The organism is Polynucleobacter alcilacus (genome assembly GCF_018881545.1).
In the GTDB taxonomy this organism is placed as follows: Bacteria; Pseudomonadota; Gammaproteobacteria; order Burkholderiales; family Burkholderiaceae; genus Polynucleobacter; species Polynucleobacter alcilacus.
This window is the reverse complement of record NZ_JACVQD010000001.1, coordinates 1,651,685-1,675,783: the sequence shown is the minus strand read 5'-3', so window position 1 is coordinate 1,675,783 and position 24,099 is coordinate 1,651,685. Positions and strand designations below refer to the sequence as shown.

Genomic DNA, 24,099 nt, shown 5'->3' with positions numbered 1-24,099 from the left:
GAAAATAATCAATGACACAGCCTGCTATTTCCATAATCGTTGCCCGTTCGCGTAATCATGTCATTGGTCGCGATAACCAAATGCCTTGGAAGATCTCTGCCGATTTACAGTTCTTTAAACGCGTCACTATGGGACACCCTGTAGTGATGGGACGTAAGACCTGGGAATCGATTGGGCGCCCTTTACCTGGACGCCGCAATCTCGTCGTTAGCCGCAATTCCCAATTACAACTGACAGGTGCTGAAGTGGCTGGTTCATTAGATGAAGCATTAGATCGTTTACGTGAGTCACCCCGTGTTTTTGTAATCGGCGGTGAGCAATTATTTAAGCAAGCTTTTGACAAGGCGGATCGCCTCTACATTACCGAGATAGATATGGATGTAGCTGGTGGTGATACCTTCTTTGAAGTTCCTGATAAGGCCTCTTGGAAAGAAACAGAACGTAGCTCAGGATCTGAAGGTGATATTACTTTTCACTTCGTCACTCTCGAACGTCAATAGCGCACAATCAATTTAGCAGTAAATTAAAAGGGCTCCGAGGAGCCCTTTTAATTGAATTAACTGCTTATTTATTGCTTACTGAATCACAATCTTGGATTCTTTCGCAATCTGAGACACAAACTCAAACTGCTTTCTCTGAGCTAAGCCATTACGAATTGCAGGCTTAGCTTGCTCAAAAGTGGGTGGCTTGCTAGATTTTTTATCATCCAGCTTGACTAAATACCAAGCTTGTTGCATCTGAATAGGCGCTGGGGAGACTTGTCCTTTGGCTAAGGTAGTTAAGACAGCAGCAATTGGAGGGGGTACTTGGCCACTCTGCACCCAACCAGCTGCACCGCCCTGAGCCTTATTGGGAGCCAGTGAAACGCTTTGAGCCACTTTATCAAATGGTTCGCCCTTTTTAATTCTGGCTAGCGCAGCTTTTGCATCTGCTTCACTGGCTACGGCGATGTCGCTAATCTTGTATTCCACAATCATTCCTTGTGGCCCTAGACTTCCTAGTTCTTTGTTGTACTCAGCCTGAACATCTGCATCCGTGATTGGATTTTGTGCCATAAACGTAGCCAGCTCAAGATCGGCTAAATAATTTTGGCGGATAAGCATCAATTGCGTATTGGCTTTTTCAGAATTAGCCAAGCCATCTTTTTCAGCCCGCTGAGATAACAACATTACTTCAATGAATTTCTGAATAACTACCTTACGTAACTCAGGAGAGTCTTTCTGTCCTTGAGAAAGAGCCATTTTGATGCCCTGCTCAACCATATCATTAGTAATAATTGCACCATTTACAGAGGCAGCTGCATTGATTGGCAAACCACTCTGTTGGGCGAGTGCAGCACCCACAAAAGGTCCGGATAACAGACTTACAGCAACAATAGGTGCCACGGCAGATTTAAATAAATAGGATGGGAATTTCATGGATAGTCATCTTTCTAAAATATAGGGCTAATATTACCAGCCCCCTTCGTCTGTAGTATTTTGCGGCGGTAAAACAGTCGTATATGCGTTTAATACCTCACTACGGTTCATGCGAACTGGGGAACACTAAGACTTAAAACGTTAATACCGGTTTCATTGGCTGATAGGGCTCGGCAGACTCTGTTTCCAAAGCCTCTGCCTCTTCTTCGCCCGTAGATTGACGATAGTATTTGGCATCTATGGATTGCCTTTGAGCCGCACGCTGTTGTTCAGCGTTAGGGTTGACCGGGCCAAATGGCCCCTCAACTGGCGAGATCGATTGATTATTAAATTCTCTAATCTGTTCGGGGGTATAGGGCGAATACGTTGTCATACCCGAACTAGTCTGCCCCATTGTTGTAAGTGATACGCCCATTAAGAGCAGGAAATAGCTAGATTTGATTGAGTTGAGTTTCATCTACCTATTTTAGAGTACAAAAAAATGGCTTAAATAAAGTGCCTGCGTAAAAGTGATAAGCGCTTCCTGACCATCGGTAGTCGAAATGCTAAAAGCACCAAAATCACTGCGGCATAGATCATGACGGTATCTAAATCATTTTTACCCGCTTTATGCCACCAGTAATGGATTATGGCCGTACACGCAATCACATAAATTAATTTATGCAATGCAGACCAATGCCTTCCAAGCTTTCGTACTGCCCAATGATTTGAACTTAAGGCTAATGGGATAAGCAATACAAATGATGTAAATCCCATCGTAATAAAAGGGCGCTTGATAACATCAGCCCACATTGCCTGTAGATCAAGATTTTGATCCAACCAAAACCAAATTGAAAAATGGATCGCAGCATAGAAAAAACAAAAGAGACCAAACATACGCCGCAATTTGATCCAGGCAGCCCATCCCGTGATGAGCCTTAAAGGGGTCATTGCTAAAGTAATACATAAAAAGATGAGTGCCCAAGTGCCCGTAGATCGGGTAATCCATTCAATCGGATTGGCGCCAAGATCTCCTTGGTAGCCAAACCAGACTAAGCGCCCTAAAGGTAGTAGAGAGAGTAGAAATACAGCGCTTTTTAAATACGTCATAAACGCATATTAAACGACCCATCAAACATCTGATGGGTCGTGACAGGTTTTAACTTAGCCCTAAAGTTAGGCCAAGCTCAAACCTTCTTTGCTAAGCGGAAAGTTTCGAACAGGTCGCCCAATTGCTGCAGAGATGGCATTAGCCACTGCTGGACCCACGACACAGATTGTGGGCTCACCTACCCCTCCCCAGAAATCGTATGTAGGCACTAAGACACTTTCGATTCTTGGGGTGGAGGCTAACTTGAGTAAGGGATAGGTATCCAGATTTTTTTGCTTAATGCGCCCGTTCTCTACAGTAATCTCTGGGTTAAATATGGCGCCTAATGCCATCGCTACTGAACCCTCAATTTGTTCACGCGTCAAATAGGGATTAACAACATGTCCACAATTTAATGCAAAGACTAAACGGCTAATATTGACTACATTATTGTTGACTGAAACCTCAGCTACACAAGCAGAATAACTGGCGTATCCCATGAATTGAGCTACCCCACGGTATGTTCCAGAAGGTAATGGCTTATCCCAGTTTGCCTTCTTAGCGGCTGCATTTAAGACACCCAAATGCTTGGGGTGACTTTGCATGAGTGCCTGCCTAAATTGCACCGGGTCTTTGCCTGCAGCCTTGGCACATTCGTCCATAAAGCATTCCATAAAAATACCGTTTTGATTGGTATTCACACCACGCCACGGACCAACAGGCACATGGGTATTCTTCATGACATATTCTGTCAGCAGCGTTGGGAATGTATAGCCTAATTGTGCATCAGGACCCTTCTCATAAAAGCCCTGTAGCTGACGCTCATCCTTACCGTTCTTAATTGCTGCTGGGGCAAGCGTGGCATTAATAGATTGCCCAGCTACTTTGATATGCATTCCAGTGAGATTGCCAGCAGTATCTAGACCAGCTGTCATTTTGGCCATGGCGATAGGATGGTAAAAGTCGTGCGTCATATCTTCTTCTCGGCTCCAAATCACCTTTACTGGAACGCCGGGATATTTTTGCGCCACTTTAGCTGCATAAGTCGTGAAATCCTGCGTAGACCCGCGACGACCTAAGCCACAACCAGAGTCCAATTTATAGATTTCACAATTCTCTAAAGGAAAACCAGTGGCTTCAGAGAGTGCTGCATGCGAACCCTCACCATTTTGCGTAGGTACCCAAGCCTCTGCACGATCACCACTAATTTTGACGGTGGCATTCATGGGCTCCATAGTGACGTGAGCGCGATAGGGTGTGTAATAAATGGCCTCGACTTTTTTATTGGAGCCACTGATAGCAGCAGGTGCATCACCTTCTTTGCGCTGCCAAAAATCACCTTCTTCATCTAAGCCACTGCGCAGCATTTTATCGATCCCATCCTGAGAAACGGCTGCATCCTTGCCCTCATTCCAAACTATCGGCATTGCATTTAAAGCGGTATTCGCATGCCACCAGGTATCAGCTACTACTGCCAGAGTGCTGTCATTAATCTTGACTACACCCTTAACGCCTTTATAGGTCATCGCATTGGCTTCGTCATAACTTACCAACTTGCCACCAAATACAGGGCAAGACTTCACAGAGGCGCAAAGCATGCCTGGGAGCTGCAAATCAACACCGTACACTTTTGTGCCATTGACCTTATTAGCGGTATCAATCCGCGCATAAGGCTGGCCAGCGACTCTCCAGTCCCTCGGATCCCTCAAGGTGATGGATTTAGGATCGGGTGGAGTTAAGGTGGACGCTAACTCCGCAACTTTTCCATAAGTGGTTTTGCGCCCTGTTGGAATATGGGTAATGACGCCTTTATCTACCTTCAACTCAGCAACAGGCACATTCCATTGTTTGGCCGCAGCTTCCAAAAGCATGATACGAGCTGCTGCTGCACCACGGCGTACATAATCTTCAGAAATCCGAATGCCACGGCTGCCACCAGTGCCGTGCTCGCCCCATACCCGTTTACGCACCAAACTCTGGCCTGGTGTTGCAGACTGGGTTTTCACTTTCCTCCAGTTGCACTCGAGTTCTTCTGTGACCAGTTGCGCTAAACCAGTCCGCGTTCCCTGCCCCATCTCTGAACGAGCAATTCTGATGATCACGGTTTCATCAGGCTTAATACTGACCCAAGCATTTACCTCAGCATCGCCGTATTTTGTGGGGGAATTGTGATCATATTGACTAGCTGTTTGTGCAAAAACTAGATCCGGCATCGCACCCACACCCAACATTAAGCCACCGCCAACCAACGTGCCCTTGATAATAAAATCTCGACGAGAGGTATTTTCCAATTCCTTGTTTTGCGTATTTGATGTCATATTTATCTCCTTAACCGCGTGTCGCGAGAGTGGCGTCATACTGCGCCAGGACATCTGCTAATTTCTTTTGACCCGAGGCGACATGAATGCCATCTCGTATCTTTTGATAAGTACCGCACCGACACACATTTGACATGGCCTGGTCAATATCTGCATCAGTGGGTTTGGGAACTCTTTTTAATAGAGCGGCGGCTGCCATCACTTGCCCTGACTGGCAGTAGCCACATTGCGGAACATCTAGCGCGATCCACGCCTGTTGCACCGGATGCGTATTATTTTTTGACAGTGCCTCAATCGTCGTAATTTTGGCATTGCCAACAACAGAGACTGGCACAGAACATGAGCGAATCGGCTCGCCATTGAGATAGACAGTGCATGATCCGCATTGTCCGACACCACAACCATACTTCGTACCAGTTAAGCCGACAAGCTCACGAATAGCCCACAATAAGGGCATATTGGGTTCAGCTTCAATATTATGTATTTGACCATTGACGTTTAATTGCATGCTGTCTCCTATCTTTTTATTCTCAAAATACTATAAATCATTCTTGGATTTTTGCAGACGCACATGAATTTCATCTAGATCGGGTGCTGGGTCTATCGAATTGAGCGGTAATTTGCTATCCTAAAGCCTCAATTAAGGATAAATATGACTACCGAAGACCAAACCCAGACCGATGAAGATTTTGACTATGGGTGTGAATGCGCGATGACTTTACTCAACGAGCCTACGGAAGATTGTTTGAACGACTTAATTGATGAGCTCGATGAAGATGGCATGATCTCTACCGAGGTTGTTTACGGTCTACTCGCTACCATCTTGATGAGTATCAACGAAGAAGATTACGAGGGTGATGAGCACTAACTGCTCTTAGGATTTTAGCTTTAAGGCAAAAGTATCCATTGCTTTTGCCATTGCAATATCCAACTCACTTAAGCCATTGAAGGAATGGGTAGTGAGTTGCACCATCACCTTATTCCAAGAATTTGACCAGTCAGGATGATGGTCAATCTCTTCGGCGTACTGCGCACATAGGGTCATAAACTCAAAAGCCTGTTTGAAGTTTTCAAATACAAAGTGTTGTGAAATCGTTTTGCGCCCAGAATCGAGCTGCCACAAAGGGATGTTGTTCTGAAAATCGAAGTTTTCCGCTAGTAATGCATTCTTCATTTAGACCTCAATACGCTTTGAAAGTGCTTTTAAATCATCCGGGTAAAGCCAGCGCCACTCACCTTCCGCCAAATCTAGCGGCATCACATAAGCGCCAATCTCTACACGATGCAATTTTGCAACGTGATTACCTACTGCAGCCATCATGCGCTTTACTTGATGATAACGCCCTTCAACTATGGTCATGGCCAAGCAATTTTCTGACAGAAGTTTGCAGGCTGCAGCGAAGCAAGGCTTCGGATCATCTTCTAACATCACGCCTTTTAGCAAATGGTCTATTTGACTTTGCGTAATAGGATCAGGAGTAGTAATTTCGTAAACCTTGCCAATGTTTTTCTTGGGCGTTGTCATTTTGTGGATAAATTGCCCATCGTCAGAAATGAGCAGCAAGCCTGTCGTGTCGTAATCAAGACGCCCAACACACTGCAAACCCCTCTCCACAAATGGTGCGGGTAGCAAACTATATACACTCGGATGATGGGTAGTTTTATGGGAGCACTCATAATTAGCTGGCTTATTAAAGGCAATGTAAGCCTTTTCGTGATACTCCCAATCCTTGCCTTCGACATTTAAAACGAGGCCCTCAGTAGGAATTCGCTCTTCTGGATCAAGTGCTAGAACACCGTTCACCTTGATGAGATCGGCATACACCAGATCACTACAGTAGCGTCGTGTACCAAAGCCTTGACTAAACAGAATCTTTTCTAATGAAATAGGTTTTGCCATATGCAGGAAAGAATACTACAGAGAACAGCTATTTAGCGGCATCCGCACAAGTTCATAAGCAAGCCATTATGATGAAGGCTTACCCCATTCAAACCAATCACCCAGCGATGCTCTCCAATCCTAAAACCCGCACCCAACTACATACCCGTGAAGTTACTTTTAATGGGTACGCACGAGAGGATGGACTATGGGACATTGAGGGCCACCTGGTCGATATCAAGGCGCACCCGTTTACTACTGGCTCTAAAACGTGGAAGCCGGGCGAAGCGATTCATGATATGTGGATACGCGTAACAGTTGACAGTCATCTGCATATTCAAGACATTGAAGTATCTATGGATAGCCACCCTCATCCAGAATGTCCCGCAGTCATTCCGCCTATGGATGCATTGATTGGTGCGCGTATCGGCAAGGGTTGGCGTAAAACTATTGAAACGCATTTAGGCGGAATTAAAGGCTGCACTCATTTACGTGAGCTTTTAAATAATCTTGCGACTGCAGCTTACCAATCCATTCCTGGGGCTCTATTTGATCCAGATGAAAACAAGCCGCCTCTGTATTTGGGAACTTGTAAATCTTGGGATTTTGACGGCTCCGTTGTCATGCGCGTCTATCCCCAGTTTTATCAGTGGAAAAAATCCACTAACTAACAATCATTGCTAGGCTAAAACTCACCTCGGTGAATATTGAATGGGCTAAAAGCCTGCTGCACTGGCATCACTTCCAAAACATTAATGTTCATATGACTTGGCAGGGTTGCTGACCAATAAATCGTTTCAGCTATCTCATCCGCACTCAATGCCTGGACGCCGCTATACACTTTTCCAGCCTTGTCATCATCCCCCTTAAAGCGTACATTGGAAAATTCTGTACCAGCACACATTCCTGGCTCAATACAAGTGACGCGCACTGGAGTGCCAATCAGATCAGCGCGCAAATTCAAACTAAATTGCTTCACAAATGCTTTGGTACCACCATATACATTGCCGCCTGGGTAGGGATAATTTGCAGCCACTGATCCTAGGTTAATGACATGACCGCATTTACGTTCCACCATACCTGGCAAGAAAGCCCTACTCATATGCACTAAGCCCTTGATGTTGGTATCAATCATCCGATCCCAATCATTTAAATACGCTTTATGGGCTGGCTCTAGACCTAATGCTAATCCTGCGTTGTTTACCAAGATGGTGACCTGAGCAAATTCAGCAGGCAATGCCGCTGCTAAGCTATCTACCCTATCGCTATCGCACACATCCACCACCATAGTCAACAGTTTGCTTTGCTGACTTTCCGGTAGTGATGCCCTTAAGGCATTCAGACGCTCAATTCTTCTGCCAACGGCAATCACTTTATGACCATGAGATAAAAAACGACGCGCGGTTGCCTCACCAAATCCAGCAGTTGCACCAGTAACTAAAACGGTATGTTCCATACTTCCTCTTTAAATAACTATTTCTTAATGAATAACTTAGCTTACCTATTCTTGATGTGCTGCAAAATATTCTTAAACTGTGGATGCTCCGAGGTTTTAAGCCACTCAAAGACGAGCATTTCAGCGCCCAGCATAGCTATTTTTTGCTGACTCATACGGTTCATAGCTAGCATCTTATCTTCCACTCTTCTGCTACCAGAGGCCTCTGTTACCACTGCCACCTCATATCCCATGGCCTGCAAACCCAGCACCGTTTGCATCAGACATACATGCGCTTCACAACCAGCCAGTACTACTTGAGTAATAGCAGGATTGATTTTCTTGATAGCGGTCGCCAAGCCATCTGCAGCCCCATTAAAGGAATGCTTCACAATCGTGTGATCACAAAACGCTTTAATCCGTTCAGTATTTGGTCCAAGCCCGTCTGGATTTTGCTCGGTTCCCAAGATCGGAATTTCTAAAGCTTGGGCCACCTTTGCAAGGAAAAGAGCAGCAGCAATAGCTACCTCCCCCTCATGAATACTCGGCATCAGGCGAGTTTGATAATCAACTAAAACGAGCGCACTGGTATCTTGATTAAACATTATTTAATGATTATTTTTCTTAGGCAAACGTAGCTCTAAATTATCCAAGTAGTGCATGATCAATTCATCAGCACCCTTACCAAACATCCGAATACGGCCGGTGTGATTAAGCAATAGCACGCCAACAATGTGCGCAAAAATGGCCGTTAACTCTGTATCTAGATCTTTTTTACTACACCCTAGCTTGATCAAGGCCAACTCTTGGTGTTGCATCGCATCTCGCAAGCGCGCGTTTAACTCTGAGTCCCATTCATTTGTTAAGCCTCTAGGCTTAAGTCCTTGAAAGAGGTAAAAGCCCAAATCTAAATCACGCGGATTGTCGCGGTAAAACTCATAAAAAGCTAATGCACTTTTACGTAGCTCTCTAAAGGCAGACTGATCCTTCTGATCAATGGATCTATCTTCAGCAGCAAGATTCACAAAACTATTTAAACGCTCGAGTGATTCAGCTAGTAAAGCACCATAGATTTCTTCTTTGCTTGCAAAATAGCTGTAGATCGCACCCGCCGTATAACCCGCGCGCTTTGCTATTTCTCGCATGCTCACAGCCTCTAAGCCCAATTCGATAAATACCGCTCTGGCAGCACTCAAAATATGCTCACGCCTAGCATCAGCTAAAGCTTGTTGACGCAAATTTCTTGGAGAGGCAATGGTTTGTTCCATCGTCTAATTATACATATCTCTTATTAATTGAACACTGTTCAATTTTGATGTATTATTTGATGAAATACCAATCTACCAAAATATGAAGGCCTGATATGAGTCAAAGCACCTCTCCATTTATGACGAGCAAAGACTATCAAGACTCTTTACGCTCCTTAAAGCCAGTTGTCTATGTTGATGGGCGCCTGGTCGAATCAGTAGCTGATGAGCCGATGTTAAAGCCTGGGGTACAAGCTTTGGGGGTCACTTATGACATGGTGCATAACCCCGCTTTAGCTCCTTTAATGCTTGCAAGCTCCAATGGCAAAACAGTGCCTAGGATGTTGCACATCAACGAATCCTCTGGCGATCTCTTGAATAAATTAGAGGCTGTTCGAGTTCTATGCCAAGAAACAGGCTGTGCTCAACGGTATCTGGCACACGATGCCTTAAATGCCATTGGGCAGGTATCTGCTCGTATTGATGATGCGCGTGGCAGTAATGATCATCGTGCTAAGTTTCAAGAGTATCTCGCCCATGTACAAAAAAATGATCTGGCATTAGGCATCGCAATGACTGATGCCAAGGGTGATCGATCACTTAGACCGCATGAACAAGCAAACCCCGATACCTATGTACATATTGTTTCTCAGGATGCAAAAGGGGTCGTGATTTCTGGAACAAAAGCCATTGTCACTGGTGCACCGTATATGCATGAGTTCTTAGTGATGCCTGGTCGTAATATGGGCAAAGAAGATGCGGCGTTTGCAATTTGTTGTGCCGTGCCGGTAGATGCTAAAGGTATTACTATCGTTGCACGTCCCGCTGGGCGCCCGGGAGATAAGGTTGAGCATGGCAAGCCCCTCTTTTCTAGTAAGTACGGCCAATCTACCGGCGTAGTGATTTTTGATAAGGTATTTGTACCTTGGGATCGGGTTTTCTACGCAGGTGAATGGGAACACTCTAGCGTTTTAACCTATAGTTACGCAACCCATCACCGTCACAGTTGTATTGCAGCGAGAGCCGGCTTTGGCGACCTCTTAATTGGAGCTGGGGCTCTAATGTGTGAGGCCAACGGATTTGATCCAGAAACCAAATCGAATTTGCGTGACCCCATGGTTGACCTGATTAAGATCACTGAAGGGTTTTATGCTTGTGGTGTTGCTGCAAGTGTGTATGGCACGCAGGACCCTTACAGCAAATCTTTTATGCCTGAACCTGTTTTTTCTAATATCGGGAAATTATTACTGGCAACCCAAATTTATGACATGCATCGTCTTGCTCATGAGGTATCGGGCGGCTTGATTGTGGCTCTACCTGGGCCAGATGAAGACCATAATCCAGCAACTGCAGCTACCTTAGCCGAAGTGCTACGTGCAAACCCAGCTGTACCTTACGATAAGCGTATCGAAGTAGCTCGCTTTATTGAAGATTTGACCGCTTCCTATCAAGGCGGCTGGTACTCAGTCATTAGCCTGCATGGTGGCGGGTCGCCAGCAGCCATGAGAAAAGAAATCTATCGCCAGTATCCTATTGGCAACAAGGTGGAGCTTGTGGAGAGATTGTTAGACCGCGGTGTTCTCACTAGCAATCAAGAGCGCGCCATAACCAAGAATAAGCAACCAGGTCGATGCTGTGATCAGGGCTGTAGTGCACCCGGTCAAGCGGTCATGGTTCCGCTACCAGAACCAGGTAGAAGAACTTAATTTTTGATCGTGGTTTGTTGAGGAGTGATCTCAAGCTTACGGATATCAAATTGCTGAGCCTGTAGACGCTGTAAGAGCTCGTCATATGCCCTCTTGTCCAACTGTGGTGTTCTAGAGAGAATCCACAAGTATTCCCGTCGTGGATCACTCACTGCAGCTACTTGATATTGAGCATCTAAATCGATTACCCAGTAATCCCCCCATACCATTGGTAAGAAAGAAAGCCATACAGGAGCAAATCGTACTTCTAGCTGCGGCGAATCCTTAGCACCTATCTGCCGCGCGGTTCCCTCAGCTTCAGAGATATCACCATCAACCATTTTGCAGCTGTTCATCACTTTAAGCGTGCCTTCTGCTCTCAGTGAATACATTGCCTTCGTATTAGCAGCACACTTCCTTTGAAACCAATTGGGAAATTTAGCGATCTCATACCAAGTGCCTAAGTAACGCGGCACATCTAATGATGGAATAGTTCTCACTGGCGCATCACTAGTTTGACTATTGGCAGGCAAGCCGATAAAGAGAGTGCCAATCGCGAATACAACTGAATGCAGTTTGGCCATTTAATAATATTTCTTCAAATCCATACCGGCATACATGCTAGCAACCTGATCACCATAACCATTAAACATCTGAGTCTTGATCTTAGGGGCAAACATTCCTTTGGTATCACCAATACGACGTTCGCTTGCTTGACTCCAACGCGGATGATCGACTTGTGGATTGACGTTGGAATAAAAACCATATTCCCTGGCATCAAACTGACTCCAACTGGTCTTTGGCATTTCTTCAGTAAACCGAATTTTTACAAGCGACTTGGCACTTTTGAAACCATACTTCCAAGGCACTACGATCCGTACCGGCGCACCATTTTGTTTTGGTAAAACCTCGCCATATAAGCCAAAGGTCAACAGGGTCAATGGATTCATAGCCTCATCCATACGTAGACCTTCGCGATAAGGCCATTGAATGATGTTGCTTTTAATGCCTGGCATTTGCTTAGGGTCAGCCAGTGAGATAAATTCCACATACTTTGCTGAACCAAGCGGCTCCACTTTATTGATCAATTTAGATAAGGAATACCCATCCCAGGGAATTACCATAGACCAACCCTCAACGCAACGCATACGGTAAATACGCTCTTCCATCGGGGCAAGCTTTACTAAAGTATCAATATCCAAAGTGAGGGGCTTTTTAATCAAGCCCTCAATAGAGATAGTCCACGGACGCGTTTGCAAGCTATCAGCATGGGCCGCAGGATCCGCTTTGTCAGTGCCAAATTCATAAAAGTTGTTATAGCTAGTGACGTACTTATAAGGCGTTAGCTCTTCTTTAGAAGCATAAGCAGAATTGTGTACTGCGTTGATTTTTTCAGGTGTCGCTGCTAAGGCTTCTCTTGAAAACCATGGGGCTAGGGCCATACCAAAGCTACCCGCTGCCGCAGCTTTAATTAAATTACGCCGGTTTTCAAAAATCGCTTTAGGGGTGATATCTCCCGCCAGAATCGTCTTATCGATAAAACGCATACAGCCCCCTTAATAAAAGTAGTCTGCCCATTTTGCTACCGATAGTATTTTATTGCTTGGGACAAAAAAATCAGGCAAACCCGAGGGTTTGCCTGATTAGTCATATGCTCGTTGGGCTATTTAAACTCTAGCTGCTTTCAAAGCAGCATTGAAAGTTGGGCTAGGACGCATAACTAGCTTGCACTTCTCTGGGTCAGCTACAAAGTAACCCCCGATATCTACAGGCTTGCCTTGAACTGCTTTGAATTCAGCGATGATTTTCTGCTCATTCTCAGACAAGGATTTAAATAAAGGCGCAAAGAAAGCTTGCAACTCTTTATCGTCAGTTTGATTTGCCAAAGCTTCGGCCCAATACAGCGCTAAATAGAACTGACTACCGCGATTATCTAACTCGCCGGTACGTGGAGAAGGAGACTTATTATTCTCTAACAATTTACCAGTTGCCTCATCCAAGGTGCGAGCCAAGATTTTCACTTTAGGATTACCCGTCTTATCGCTAATATCCTCTAAAGATACTGCTAAAGCCAAGAACTCACCTAGCGAGTCCCAACGCAAATGGTTTTCTTCTACCAACTGTTGAACGTGCTTTGGAGCAGAACCACCAGCACCCGTTTCAAAGAGACCGCCCCCAGCCATTAAAGGCACAATCGATAACATCTTTGCACTAGTACCTAATTCCATAATAGGGAACAAGTCAGTGAGGTAATCACGCAAGATATTTCCGGTTACCGAAATAGTATCTTTGCCACGAATCACACGCTCTAAGGTGTAACGCATGGCGCGAGTCTGCGACATGATCTGAATATCAACATCCTTGAGATCGTAGTCTTTGAGATAAGTATTCACCTTCTTAATTAATTCGGCTTCGTGTGGACGATACTCATCCAACCAAAATACTGCTGGAGTATTCGAGAGACGGGCACGATTAACAGCTAACTTAACCCAGTCACGAATCGGTGCGTCTTTCACCTGGCACATACGCCAGATATCACCCTCTTCCACATTTTGTTCAAGCAATACAGTGCCGTCATCAGCGACTATACGCGCTACGCCAGCTTCTGAAATTTCAAAAGTCTTGTCATGCGAGCCGTATTCTTCAGCTTGTTGAGCCATTAAGCCGACGTTGGGAACGGTACCCATCGTGGTTGGATCAAAGTTACCATGGGTCTTACAGAAATTAATCATTTCTTGGTAGATACGCGCAAAGGTACTTTCTGGAATCACTGCCTTGGTGTCATGCAAACGACCATCAGCGCCCCACATCTTACCGCCTACCCGAATCATCGCTGGCATAGATGCATCCACAATCACATCGCTTGGGGAGTGCAGATTGGTAATGCCCTTAGCAGAATCCACCATCGCTAATGCAGGACGATGTTCGTGGCAAGCATGCAAATCATGAATGATTTCTTCACGCTTAGACTCGGGCAAAGTTTTAATCTTGTCATAGAGACTGCTCATACCATTATTGGCATTCACGCCCAACTCTTCAAATAACTTTGCGTGTTTAGCAAAAGCATCTTTATAGAAAATCTTGACGGCATGACCGAAGACGATGGGATGAGATATCTTCATCATGGTGGCCTTCACGTGCAAGGACAACATCATGCCACTCTTGTAAGCATCTTCGATTTCTTGTTCATAGAATTCACAAAGTGCTTTTTTACTCATATACATGCTGTCGATAATTTCGCCAGCCAATAAGGAGACTTTGGGTTTGAGCACAATCGTTTTGCCGCTCTTCGTTACCAAATCCATCTTCACATCACAGTCCTTAGTCAGCGTCATTGACTTCTCGCCGGCGTAGAAGTCACCGCCATGCATATGAGATACGTGAGTACGGGAAGCTTGACTCCACTCGCCCATAGAGTGCGGATTCTTACGGGCATAACGCTTCACCGCATTCGGCGCACGACGATCTGAGTTCCCTTCACGCAATACTGGGTTTACTGCACTTCCTAAGCATTTGGAATAGCGAGCACGAATGGCTTTTTCTTCATCACTCTTCGGATCATCTGGAAAATTGGGGATTTTGTAGCCTTTGGCTTGTAACTCTTTAATGGCTAAGAGCAACTGTGGAACGGAAGCACTGATGTTCGGCAACTTAATAATGTTGGTATCCGGCATCAAGGTCATTTTGCCAAGTTCAGCTAAGTTATCAGGAACTTGTTGTTCAGGCGTAAGGCAATCAGAAAACTCGGACAAAATACGACCGGCAACAGAAATGTCGCTTTTCACAATCTCCACGCCAGCGGGTGCTGTAAAGACACGAATAATTGGCAGAAATGCACAAGTCGCCAATAAGGGCGCTTCGTCTGTCAGCGTGTAAATAATCTTTGATTTCTTTGAAGCCATGAATATTTCCTCAATATTGAACAAGTTACAGTGTCAGGTTTTTATCCTGCCACTCTCGCATCCGCATTCAGGTGAGTCGCTTTTAGCGCACCTTTTGCTAATGGGGCGAGTCTTCTATTTTAAATCATCGGGGTTAGCAAAACTGCTAGATTTACCCCTCAAACTAGCTCTAACGCCCAATTTAAGGGAATCCACTAACAGAACTAAAGCCCTTAATTACTCGTAAACTGCGAGACATGACTAGCAAGCACCCTTTACTCAATAAAAACCTCGTGCTGCTCATCATTTGCCAGGGTCTATTCCTAACGAATAACGTCACCTTTATTGCCATCAACGGACTAGTAGGGCTCAGCTTGGCCCCTGTCGGATGGATGGCCACCCTCCCCGTCATGGGATATGTTGTGGGTGGCGCATTCTCGACCTCGATTGTGGCTAAATCTCAAAATCACTTTGGCCGCAAGATCTCTTTTCAGCTGGGTTTATTGGTAGCAATGCTCTCAGCCCTCTTATGCGCCTATGCGGCTGTCAGCAGAAACTTTTGGCTTTTGGTGGCGGGAACCTTTATTGCCGGCTACTACAGCGCCAATGGACAGCTCTACCGCTTTGCTGCTGCTGAGCTGACTGAAGTAAGTCAGCGCGACAAAGCCGTTTCCTGGGTATTGGCAGGCGGCATTCTCGGGGCAGTGATTGGGCCCAACTTGGCCTCTTGGACTCGAGACCTATTTGATACTGCCTTTCTGGGGGCTTACCTCACACTCTCTATCGCTGCTCTGATCGGTATCTTGGTCATGCAGTACATTCACTTTCCAGAAGAATATAAGACAAAGCATTCCCTTGCAGATGGACGCCCTCTAAAAGCCATCTTGGAGCAACCCGTCTTTATGGTTGCCATCATTGGTGCTGCTCTCGGGTATGGCGTCATGAATTTGCTCATGGCTGCAACCCCCTTAGCAATGCAGATCTGCGGGCTGCCTTTTTCAGATACAGCCTTGGTCTTGGAGTGGCACGTCATTGGCATGTTTGCACCGGGATTTTTCACAGGCTCCCTCATTCAGCGTTTTGGCACTCTGAAAATAATGGGTGTTGGAGTGATCCTCAACCTGATTTGTATTGTGATTGCACTGACCGGAACGGATCTGCATCAATTCTTAATTGCCCTATTCTTGCTGGGGGTTGGTTGGAACTTTTTATTTACCGGTTCTACCTCTTTAGCCATGACTGCTTACAAACCCAATGAGCGAGATAAGGCACAGGCCTCCATTAACTTCTTTGTTTTTGGCACGATGGCATTTACTTCCTTCGGATCCGGTGCTCTGATTACTTCACAAGGGTGGAACATTCTGAATATCGGCTCACTCATTCCGGTCATTGTGACGGCGCTAGCGCTGATTTGGCTTGCAAGCCAAAACAAAAAACTTCGTAAATGGTCTTCCTAAGAAATACTTAAGAAGACTTGGCTAGCGGCAAATTGAATAATAGGTTCTGGGGTTTTAATTTCAGTTGCTGCTGTTCATTCATCGCAATCGCCAGATAGACTGGCTTACCTGCTTGGGCCTTTGCGACCGCAGCCTCATCAATGAAGTCCAGGCGAAATAGGCAAATGACCTTCTCGAGCTCGTCCGCCTCCACCAAGTCTTTGTTGTAAAGCTTATTCAGTATTTCGGTAGCTGAAGCATCTAAGCCCACATGCCAGGACCACTTAGGATCACTAATTTGCTGCATAGGAGTAATGCGCACCTTAGCACCCAAGAAATGCTCAATCCATTTTTCTAGGACACGGCAAAATCGGTTAATCGGTTCGTGCCCAAAGTTCAGCTGCACTGCGAAATCAAAGTCTTCACTACGCTCCCAATAGGTATTGGCATTTTCTTCATGCAATACATCTAAGTCCGTAGATTTCATCGACATCGATTTACCCTTGAGTAAATCCATAATGTTTCCGGTATCACTTGCCTGAGCATTCCGCGTAACCACTTCATCATCCGCGCCCATCACTATGGCATCCTCAAGAATAGTAATTTTTTGAGTTCTGAAAAATAGTTCACTCATACGCACATCCAGAGGGTCTGCGTCATCTCCCAAAATATGTTGCACAAAGATTTGCGCAAGCTGGGCCACAAATAAAGGCGGGACGTCAACACCCTCCCCTTTAAATAAGCTCATATAGAAGCCCTCTAAAGAGCTAGCAGCTAATATACGCTTCCGGTAACGCAACCAAATTCGATAGTTTTCTTGAATATCCTTATCAGCCATGGAGGTAATGTCATCCTCCGCAATATCCGCACGCGGGTTTGCGCTTAAGCGCTGATGCAAGGCCCGTTCATTAGGACAGGATTCGGGAACCAAACTCAACTCTGGTCTATGCATATACGTACGTAAAAAGTCGTCCGTCACCAACAGTTGTTGATCAGGACTGACTGCTAGGGTGTGATAGGCAGAATTAGGCCAATAATTTGTCATACGATTCAGTTAAATTCAGCTCAGCATTAGGATTGATAGAGCTCAGAATATACTAGCCATCCAATTTGCGTGAAATAGGAAACCATCATGACTGAACTCAAAAAAATCGATACCGTTGTAGGTGACGGAAAAGAAGCATCCGCCGGCAATCATGTCGACGTCCATTACACAGGCTGGCTATATGATGAAAATGCCCCTGACCATAAAGGCCAGAAGTTTGATAGCTCATTAGACCGTGGTCAACTCTTCAGCTTCCCCTTGGGTGCCGGTAACGTGATTAAAGGCTGGGATGAAGGTGTTGCTGGCATGAAAATTGGTGGGAAGCGTACCCTAATCATTCCATCTGAAATGGGCTATGGTGCCCGTGGTGCAGGTGGTGTCATTCCACCGAATGCCACTCTGGTATTTGATGTTGAATTGCATGGCGTAAATTAATGCTTATCCCTTTTATCCCTTAATGGGGGCATATAGGAAAGGCCACCCGCGGGTGGCCTTTTTACTAAGCTTCTTTAAGAGCTATAGGTTAATTAAGAGCGTAAATCTTTACCATTCACGGTTAGGCGGTTGGTGGATCGATTTTGGCAAAGGCCAATTAAACGATTTCTCTCTGCTATCACCTTATCGGCATAACCACCATCATCTTCTGCATTGGCAGCACCAACGTAATACTTCAAACCATTACGCAATGAACCTCCGGTGGCAATTAGGTATTTCAAAATATAGGCACCAACACGGATATTGACCTCTGGCTTTACCGCTTCGGCTATACCACCATATAGCTCGTATTTATCTTTGTGTACTGCAGTCATCACTTGCATCAGACCTTCGGCTCCAGCGTGACTCTTTATGTTTGGGTTGAAGTTGGACTCAACTGAAATCACAGCTAGGAGCAGTACTGGATCAATATTGACTTCTTTCGAAATCAAAATTGTTTTAGAAACGTACTCCTCTATCTTGGTGCGATCCAGGTTGTATTTCTTCTCAAAGAAATCAGCAACAGCGCGTTGATTCTGAATCGAGCCCATTAAATTACCGTCTAATGCCTGCGGATCAATCTTTGATGTGGGGATGCGATCAGCCAAATGGGAGATCGACTTTACTTGCAACTGGGCTACCGATGGCATCAACAAAGCAACCGCCTGATGCTTTGTGGCATTGTTAGCAAGAGAGCCAGGGATTGATTTACCGAAGATAACGGAAGTGATTTCAGTACTGGCAACTGTATTGCTATCTTCGTTTGCAGCTCTATATTGCTCGAGCATGCTAAAACCATTGCTCCACACCATATGGCGAGCCTCATCAGGAACCAGGATACGGGCAAGATCAAAAGGTCCCGCATTGGTACCATTACCAGAAAGCCAGAAGCCCACCACCATGAAGACGCATACAGCAAGCAAGCCATGGATGACGCGGTAAACCGGAACCATAGCACGTGCAAGCAGATCTTTAGCAGCCAGGATAGCTGCTTCCCCGCTCTGCAACTCATTCAAATAATTTGTTAAATATTTACTCATTCATCTTTTCACGCCACCCCAAAAATCGATACTCTGATTTATGTTGCAACGCAATATATAAAAAACATGAGTCATCCTAAGAAGGTTCTTATATCAAGTCAAGAATAAGCAATGCAATTTCCATAACTTTTAGGTCTAGAAATACGGGGCTTACCATATAAGCTATGTAATATTCTTAATTAATACAATTAAATCAATTACTTACAGATGTTAGGGGGCACTAATTTCATAGTGTAAAAAAATGACTTATTGGTGACTTTTTTTTGATTTGGCGGGAAAAATATCCTCCAAAAACCATACATCTAGTATTTGAGGTGGCTTGAATTTCTACCGGTAGTAGCTTTCATAAAATTGTCACAGGGCATTCATTTCACTGGGATTGGGAGTTTAAAGGGGAAGTCTTCCAGAAAAGAGGACCCAATTTAGCCGAGATTCTTACTAGCCCCAGAGCGAACACGCTGCTGAAAGTGACTCCTTTTTAGTAGGAGGTCCTAAACTGGGGAGCCATGAAAATTCTTCGCCAGATTCTGCTTCTGATAGCGCTTCTTAGCCCGTTAAGCGCCTTTGCCCTATTCGAAGACTGCAGAGATCTTTTTCCCAGTCAGCAAATTCCCTCTACATCCCAAGCCGGACGTGATCTGTGCTTTGATAGTTTTGCTATTTATTACTCTCCGCAGGATAGAAAGCCTATCTATACAGTGGAGAAACTGAGTCGAGAGCAGTTGCTAGTCCCTCACCCCCGTAGAAGCAATCAGTTTTATGAGGAGGCCAGACTGCCCTTCTCGGAGCGCTCGCTACTCTCAGACTACCGAGGTAGTGGCTATGATCGGGGTCACAATGCCCCAGCAGGTGATATGAGCAATGAAAGGTCAATGGCCCAGTCATTCTCCTTAGCCAATATGATGCCCCAGGCGCGACAAAATAATCAGGGCATTTGGGCCAAGAACGTAGAAGAGCCAACCAGGCTCTACGTCAAAAGAGTCGCTGGGGATATCTACGTCTTTACTGGATCTACCGGAAATAGTGGCAGCATTGGTAATGGCCGCGTTACCATTCCGAGCCATTTGTATAAATTAGTTTACGACTCCAATAAAAATCTTGCCTGGGCTTATTGGATTGAGAACACCAACGAAGCCAGCATGAGTCCACCGATTACTTACCAAGACTTAATGCAAAAAACAGGGATTGACTTTCATTTACCTGTGAATGGCGAATCAACCATTTCCCCACAAGCGCCGATAAAGCCTAAGCCAAATAAAACTCTCGTGGGTGGGTGGTATCCAGTTTTCTTTGATGATGTCGCACCTGCAAAGATGGACCAAATTATTAAGAACATTCAAGCAGGTCGAGTCGCAAGCATTCAGATTCAATACGACCGCAATAGTGATTTAGCCAAGAAAATTGCGGCTCAGATTCAATCTCAAACCTCAGTCATTCCCAGCCTGCTGCAAAGCAGTCCGCCTGATTCCCCATCGGTTACTTATGAGCGTAATCGCGTCACTCTGATTGTGCGTTCAAAGTAATTTCGATCTGGCTTCTAAGCCATGTGCGCGCTGAATAGGCGCTAATAAACCACGCAATCCATTGTGATCAAGGGTGTGCATTAACTCCAATAGCTGTCCGAGCTCGCTCTTCGGAAATCCCTCGCGCGCAAACCAGGCTAAATAGTTTCCTGGTAAGTCTGCTAAAGCACGCCCCGCATATTTGCCAAAGGGCATCTTTATTAAAACGAGTTTTTCTAATGCTTCTGCATTCATCAGAGAAATCTTACAAGCAAAGTGAATAAGCCTTAAACATTACGCCACTTTTATGAAGATGGTCATATCTTGCAATTGAGAATCATTCGCATTTGATGCTATATTGAGAACTATTCTCATTTAGACTTTCCAACCACCAACTAGATATGACTATGAAATTAACTATTAAAAGATTGATCGCTTTTAGCTGCTTGCTTGCTGCTGCTCTCCATTTTTCTTTTGCCCAGGCGGGTGAAGGCGTGTTTGGTTGGATCTATACCCTAGATCTTCAACCCAAAGGCAAGCTTGAATTTGAGCAACGCCTCCAACTGAATAAAGCACAAGCTGCTGGTACTTACGATGCATGGACGGCCAGGACTGAACTCGAATATGGCTTAACCAATGATTTACAAGTTGCTGGTTATATCAATTCGTATTACACCAATGCGGACCAGAATTACACCAACCCAGAGGCATGTGGTGATTCGCCAAGCTGTACTGGTGGATATGGCGTACCTTCTTCACATGATCCATCAACGGCTTATTCAAAAAGCGGGATCGAAGGTGGATCTTTAGAGGCAATCTATCGAATCACAAACCCAGTCACTTCCCCTGTCGGTGTTGGTCTTTATCTTGAGCCAACCTGGGGCCGTAATAAAGATGAGCTGGAAGCACGACTCCTCTTGCAATCAAACTTTATTGATGACCGATTGGTTTTGGCTGGAAATATCGTCGTGGCAAATGAGCGGCTCAAGTTTATTGAGAACGGTAATGTTCCTGAATCCATGCTGGATATCCTAGTTGGTGCGAGCTATCGCTTCGCCCCAAGATGGTCCGCCGGAGTAGAAGCGCGTTTTCATAACGATTATTCAGAGCTCAATCTGCGCAATCAGGTGCAAAGGGCAACATTTGTAGGTCCTAATATGCACTATGCCGCTAAAGATTGGTGGGTCACGGGAGCTTGGCGTTATCAATTAGCAGGCGGGACCTGCATGGGTGGTGGTGAAGCTGAATGTTCAGATGCACGGGTTTGGGACAGTCATTCTGTAAACGAATTCATTGTCAAAGTTGGCTTTCCACTAAATTAAAAATCATCAAGAAAATACATGAACTGGAAACCAAACCCTTTTGCAATTGCTGGACTAGCAATGATGAGCATTCCCATCATTGCTCAGGCAAAAATATATACGTCTGTTGAGCAGGCGCAAAAAATATTATTTCCCAATAAGCAATTAAGCAAATCACCAATCCTCATTACAGACGATCTGCAGGAAAGGATGAGGCAGGCATCGAGCATTCGCCACCCCTTTCAAGGGGATCGTATTTGGAAAACTGCTGACGGAAGTTGGCTCATTGTGGATGAAGTGGTTGGTAAACATGAAATGATTACCTATGCCGTTGGCATTAACTCCAAGGGCAGCATCTTAGGGGTCGAGATACTGGAATATGTGGAATCTTATGGATATGAGGTCGCTGAAGCGCAATGGCGTAAGCAATTCATAGGTAAATCTGCTATCGACCCAATCAAGCTCAATCAGGATATTCAGAATATTGGAGGAGCTACCCTCTCCTGCAAGCACCTCACTGATGGTGTAAAGCGAGTCACGGTTTTATTTGAAGCGGCGCTAAAAGCGAAATGACGACACGCTGCCAAGCCCTTCTGGGGACATTTGTCGAGATCTCGATTGATCAAGATGAACACCCCAGTGCAATTGATAAGGCCTTTGCCACCATTAAGCAAATCCAAGACCTCATGAGTTTTCATAATCCCCTAAGTGAACTCAATGCCATTAACCAAAGATCACACCTTACAGAAATTGCAATCCATCCTTGGACTGCACAGATACTCCATATTGCTCAAGAGATTTACACACAATCTAATGGTTTGTTTAATTGTGGGATTGGCCATCTACTGGTAGCAGTAGGCTTATTACCGCAGCATCTCGATCTTACGCAATATCAGTTTGGCGGTATCGAAGATATCAACTTCATCACCCCCAAGCTGATTTCATCATCCAAGCCCCTCTGCCTTGACCTCGGCGGCATTGCTAAAGGCTTTGCTGTAGATCAAGCTGTGGAAGTATTGAGACTAAATGGAGTGGAGTCTGGATGTGTCAATGCCGGTGGTGATCTTCGGGTATTTGGCGGCTCTTCAAGGCCGGTTCATATTCGTAACCCGAAAAGTCCAGGCCATTTAATTGCAATCGGTAGCATCCATAATGCCGCGATTGCCACTAGTAGTTTGTACTTTTCTAAAAGAGATCGCAAACATAGTCATATCATCAATCCTCTGGCCAAGAGTGAATCTGATATTCATGCAGATTTTGTGGAGTCTTTCTCTATCGTGGCAGATCAATGTGTTTATGCCGATGCGCTTACCAAGGTATTCGCCTTAGCTAAGAATCATGATCACCCCTGCTTCAAGCACTTTTCCGCCCAAGCCGTCAGGATTAAGGCATGAGCCGCCTAGGAAAGATGCCAGCTTGGCAAAGATCATTTGTGATTGGCGGTATGCTTGCCTGCTCTATTACTGGAAGTCTCTATTTACTTGGCCATGAATTTCAGATTCAACGATCAACTCTCGGGGATCATAATATTTTGGCACTTCATGGTATTACCGCCATGCTAGCAACTATCGCTCTCGGAACGGTGCTTCCCTTTCACCTCAAGTCAGGCATCAAATCTGGACGCAAAATGATTAGCGGCTTTGGTCAACTGATTTTCTTACTGACTTTGTTAATTACGGGGGCTTTGCTGTACTACGGACCTCAAGAAATACGTGACAATGTCATTAGCATCCATTGGATAGTAGGGCTAGTCTTTTTTGCCATCTTCTTGCTGCATGGTGTTGCAAAACTAGAAGGGCTTAGCAGGCTGGACCTCTTTAAATCTACTGGTGCCCGTGGCCAGCAGGCATTGGCACAGGTTTATCGACGGCATGGGCAGGGCCTTGATAACCCAGCAGACCAGGGTCCAACATGCCGCTAATCATTGCAATGTGGCCAAATACTAAAAACAAGGCGACACAGATTGCATGAATTTTTAATTTACCTTCTTTGTTAAGACGCTTATTCACTAAACCAAATTCTTGTAGCGCAATCCAAATTAAAGGAAGGCCGCCGATTAGATAAGAGCCTACCGCTACTACATCGATCACCGTTCTCCATTCACCAGCTTGGGTAATTGGAATCACCGCTGTCGTCATCAGATAAATAATGACGCCAATAAAGTACATCCCTACTGCCGCACCCGCAAAACGATTCAGACCCCAAACCAATCCATAAAATCTTCTAGTAAATAAGATATAGAGCTCGGTAATTGCTAGGGTTTCAGCAAGCACAATCGGGATCGCCATGAATATCAGTAGATTCCAGGGTTGCTTATCAGCCAACAGCTGCATGTAGTGAGTCATATTCATGTTGAACCTCTGTTTGTA

Annotated in this window: 28 protein-coding genes; 11 read left to right on the top strand and 17 right to left on the bottom strand. The window is 45.2% G+C overall.

Annotated features, from left to right (window positions below; genetic code table 11):
• Positions 1–11 precede the first annotated feature (11 nt).
• Positions 12–500 (top strand): dihydrofolate reductase, encoded by a 489-nt coding sequence (locus ICN45_RS08675; RefSeq protein ID WP_216175270.1) that lies wholly within the window; start codon positions 12–14, stop codon positions 498–500.
• Positions 501–575: 75 nt separating this feature from the next.
• Here ICN45_RS08675 and ICN45_RS08670 read toward each other — a convergent pair whose 3' ends face one another.
• The 5 genes from ICN45_RS08670 to ICN45_RS08650 all read right to left on the bottom strand — a co-directional run bounded on the left by ICN45_RS08670 (position 576) and on the right by ICN45_RS08650 (position 5,313).
• Positions 576–1,418: a peptidylprolyl isomerase gene (locus ICN45_RS08670; protein WP_216175269.1), complete on the bottom strand. Its 843-nt coding sequence runs from the start codon at positions 1,416–1,418 to the stop codon at positions 576–578.
• Between the two features lie 133 nt (positions 1,419–1,551).
• Positions 1,552–1,791: a hypothetical protein gene (locus ICN45_RS08665; protein WP_216175268.1), complete on the bottom strand. Its 240-nt coding sequence runs from the start codon at positions 1,789–1,791 to the stop codon at positions 1,552–1,554.
• A gap of 113 nt (positions 1,792–1,904) precedes the next feature.
• Positions 1,905–2,507, bottom strand: coding sequence for a protein-methionine-sulfoxide reductase heme-binding subunit MsrQ (gene msrQ, locus ICN45_RS08660; protein ID WP_216175267.1), 603 nt, complete (start codon positions 2,505–2,507; stop codon positions 1,905–1,907).
• 66 nt (positions 2,508–2,573) lie between these two features.
• Complete coding sequence (locus tag ICN45_RS08655; RefSeq protein WP_216175266.1) at positions 2,574–4,805, bottom strand: xanthine dehydrogenase family protein molybdopterin-binding subunit; 2,232 nt, start codon at positions 4,803–4,805, stop codon at positions 2,574–2,576.
• A gap of 10 nt (positions 4,806–4,815) precedes the next feature.
• Entirely contained in the window at positions 4,816–5,313 is a 498-nt protein-coding gene (locus ICN45_RS08650; RefSeq protein ID WP_216175265.1) for a (2Fe-2S)-binding protein, read from the bottom strand.
• A gap of 144 nt (positions 5,314–5,457) precedes the next feature.
• Between ICN45_RS08650 and ICN45_RS08645 the strand changes: the two genes are divergently transcribed.
• Positions 5,458–5,673 carry a hypothetical protein gene (locus ICN45_RS08645; protein ID WP_216175264.1) on the top strand — a complete coding sequence of 72 codons (216 nt, stop codon included), beginning with the start codon at positions 5,458–5,460 and terminating at the stop codon, positions 5,671–5,673.
• Positions 5,674–5,679: 6 nt separating this feature from the next.
• Here ICN45_RS08645 and ICN45_RS08640 read toward each other — a convergent pair whose 3' ends face one another.
• Complete coding sequence (locus ICN45_RS08640) at positions 5,680–5,979, bottom strand: 4a-hydroxytetrahydrobiopterin dehydratase (RefSeq protein ID WP_216175263.1); 300 nt, start codon at positions 5,977–5,979, stop codon at positions 5,680–5,682.
• Complete coding sequence (locus ICN45_RS08635) at positions 5,980–6,705, bottom strand: pseudouridine synthase (protein WP_216175262.1); 726 nt, start codon at positions 6,703–6,705, stop codon at positions 5,980–5,982.
• Between ICN45_RS08635 and ICN45_RS08630 the strand changes: the two genes are divergently transcribed.
• Complete coding sequence (locus ICN45_RS08630) at positions 6,699–7,355, top strand: DUF2889 domain-containing protein (protein WP_255531128.1); 657 nt, start codon at positions 6,699–6,701, stop codon at positions 7,353–7,355. The two genes, ICN45_RS08635 and ICN45_RS08630, sit on opposite strands and share 7 nt — an antisense overlap.
• Before the next feature lie 14 nt (positions 7,356–7,369).
• On the opposite strand, the gene ICN45_RS08625 is transcribed toward ICN45_RS08630, so the two are convergent.
• The 3 genes from ICN45_RS08625 to ICN45_RS08615 are packed head-to-tail and all read right to left on the bottom strand — an operon-like array spanning position 7,370 to position 9,387.
• Entirely contained in the window at positions 7,370–8,140 is a 771-nt protein-coding gene (locus tag ICN45_RS08625) for an SDR family oxidoreductase (RefSeq protein WP_216175261.1), read from the bottom strand.
• 41 nt (positions 8,141–8,181) lie between these two features.
• Positions 8,182–8,724, bottom strand: coding sequence for an isochorismatase family protein (locus ICN45_RS08620; RefSeq protein ID WP_216175260.1), 543 nt, complete (start codon positions 8,722–8,724; stop codon positions 8,182–8,184).
• A 3-nt stretch (positions 8,725–8,727) separates the two neighbouring features.
• Complete coding sequence (locus ICN45_RS08615; protein ID WP_216175259.1) at positions 8,728–9,387, bottom strand: TetR/AcrR family transcriptional regulator; 660 nt, start codon at positions 9,385–9,387, stop codon at positions 8,728–8,730.
• 95 nt (positions 9,388–9,482) lie between these two features.
• Here ICN45_RS08615 and ICN45_RS08610 point away from each other — a divergent pair, with 95 nt between their 5' ends.
• On the top strand, positions 9,483–11,072 hold the full coding sequence (locus tag ICN45_RS08610) for a 4-hydroxyphenylacetate 3-hydroxylase family protein (RefSeq protein WP_216175258.1): 1,590 nt from the start codon (positions 9,483–9,485) through the stop codon (positions 11,070–11,072).
• Here ICN45_RS08610 and ICN45_RS08605 read toward each other — a convergent pair.
• The 3 genes from ICN45_RS08605 to ICN45_RS08595 all read right to left on the bottom strand — a co-directional run bounded on the left by ICN45_RS08605 (position 11,069) and on the right by ICN45_RS08595 (position 14,953).
• Entirely contained in the window at positions 11,069–11,635 is a 567-nt protein-coding gene (locus ICN45_RS08605; protein WP_216175257.1) for a lipocalin family protein, read from the bottom strand. The genes ICN45_RS08610 and ICN45_RS08605 overlap by 4 nt on opposite strands.
• Positions 11,636–12,598: a protein-methionine-sulfoxide reductase catalytic subunit MsrP gene (gene msrP / locus ICN45_RS08600; RefSeq protein ID WP_216175256.1), complete on the bottom strand. Its 963-nt coding sequence runs from the start codon at positions 12,596–12,598 to the stop codon at positions 11,636–11,638.
• 120 nt (positions 12,599–12,718) lie between these two features.
• Positions 12,719–14,953: an NADP-dependent isocitrate dehydrogenase gene (locus ICN45_RS08595; RefSeq protein ID WP_216175255.1), complete on the bottom strand. Its 2,235-nt coding sequence runs from the start codon at positions 14,951–14,953 to the stop codon at positions 12,719–12,721.
• 236 nt (positions 14,954–15,189) lie between these two features.
• On the opposite strand from ICN45_RS08595, the gene ICN45_RS08590 reads away from it, so the two are divergent.
• Complete coding sequence (locus ICN45_RS08590) at positions 15,190–16,389, top strand: MFS transporter (RefSeq protein WP_216175254.1); 1,200 nt, start codon at positions 15,190–15,192, stop codon at positions 16,387–16,389.
• 7 nt (positions 16,390–16,396) lie between these two features.
• Here the strand turns inward: ICN45_RS08590 and ICN45_RS08585 are convergent, their stop codons facing one another.
• Entirely contained in the window at positions 16,397–17,413 is a 1,017-nt protein-coding gene (locus tag ICN45_RS08585) for a DUF6352 family protein (RefSeq protein ID WP_216175253.1), read from the bottom strand.
• Positions 17,414–17,500: 87 nt separating this feature from the next.
• On the opposite strand from ICN45_RS08585, the gene ICN45_RS08580 reads away from it, so the two are divergent.
• Positions 17,501–17,848, top strand: coding sequence for an FKBP-type peptidyl-prolyl cis-trans isomerase (locus ICN45_RS08580; protein ID WP_216175252.1), 348 nt, complete (start codon positions 17,501–17,503; stop codon positions 17,846–17,848).
• Between the two features lie 92 nt (positions 17,849–17,940).
• Here ICN45_RS08580 and ICN45_RS08575 read toward each other — a convergent pair whose 3' ends face one another.
• Entirely contained in the window at positions 17,941–18,927 is a 987-nt protein-coding gene (locus ICN45_RS08575) for a transglycosylase SLT domain-containing protein (protein WP_216175251.1), read from the bottom strand.
• A 506-nt stretch (positions 18,928–19,433) separates the two neighbouring features.
• Between ICN45_RS08575 and ICN45_RS08570 the strand changes: the two genes are divergently transcribed.
• The gene (locus ICN45_RS08570) at positions 19,434–20,450 is read left to right on the top strand and encodes a DNA/RNA non-specific endonuclease (protein WP_216175250.1); all 1,017 of its coding nucleotides are present in this window, start codon (positions 19,434–19,436) and stop codon (positions 20,448–20,450) included.
• Here the strand turns inward: ICN45_RS08570 and ICN45_RS08565 are convergent.
• Positions 20,442–20,684, bottom strand: coding sequence for a DUF3820 family protein (locus tag ICN45_RS08565; RefSeq protein WP_216175249.1), 243 nt, complete (start codon positions 20,682–20,684; stop codon positions 20,442–20,444). The two genes, ICN45_RS08570 and ICN45_RS08565, sit on opposite strands and share 9 nt — an antisense overlap.
• A 152-nt stretch (positions 20,685–20,836) precedes the next feature.
• Here ICN45_RS08565 and ICN45_RS08560 point away from each other — a divergent pair, with 152 nt between their 5' ends.
• From ICN45_RS08560 to ICN45_RS08545, 4 genes are read left to right on the top strand one after another with little or no spacing between them, the layout of a single operon-like run.
• Positions 20,837–21,751, top strand: a complete 915-nt coding sequence (locus ICN45_RS08560) for a DUF6662 family protein (RefSeq protein WP_216175248.1) — start codon at positions 20,837–20,839, stop codon at positions 21,749–21,751.
• A gap of 18 nt (positions 21,752–21,769) precedes the next feature.
• Complete coding sequence (locus tag ICN45_RS08555; RefSeq protein ID WP_216175247.1) at positions 21,770–22,303, top strand: FMN-binding protein; 534 nt, start codon at positions 21,770–21,772, stop codon at positions 22,301–22,303.
• Positions 22,300–23,124 carry an FAD:protein FMN transferase gene (locus ICN45_RS08550; RefSeq protein WP_216175246.1) on the top strand — a complete coding sequence of 275 codons (825 nt, stop codon included), beginning with the start codon at positions 22,300–22,302 and terminating at the stop codon, positions 23,122–23,124. The genes ICN45_RS08555 and ICN45_RS08550 overlap by 4 nt, the downstream gene beginning before the upstream one ends.
• Entirely contained in the window at positions 23,121–23,651 is a 531-nt protein-coding gene (locus tag ICN45_RS08545; RefSeq protein ID WP_216175245.1) for a hypothetical protein, read from the top strand. Before ICN45_RS08550 ends, ICN45_RS08545 begins: the two co-directional genes overlap by 4 nt.
• Here ICN45_RS08545 and ICN45_RS08540 read toward each other — a convergent pair.
• Positions 23,554–24,081, bottom strand: coding sequence for a DUF6803 family protein (locus tag ICN45_RS08540; RefSeq protein ID WP_216175244.1), 528 nt, complete (start codon positions 24,079–24,081; stop codon positions 23,554–23,556). The genes ICN45_RS08545 and ICN45_RS08540 overlap by 98 nt on opposite strands.
• Positions 24,082–24,099: the final 18 nt, after the last annotated feature.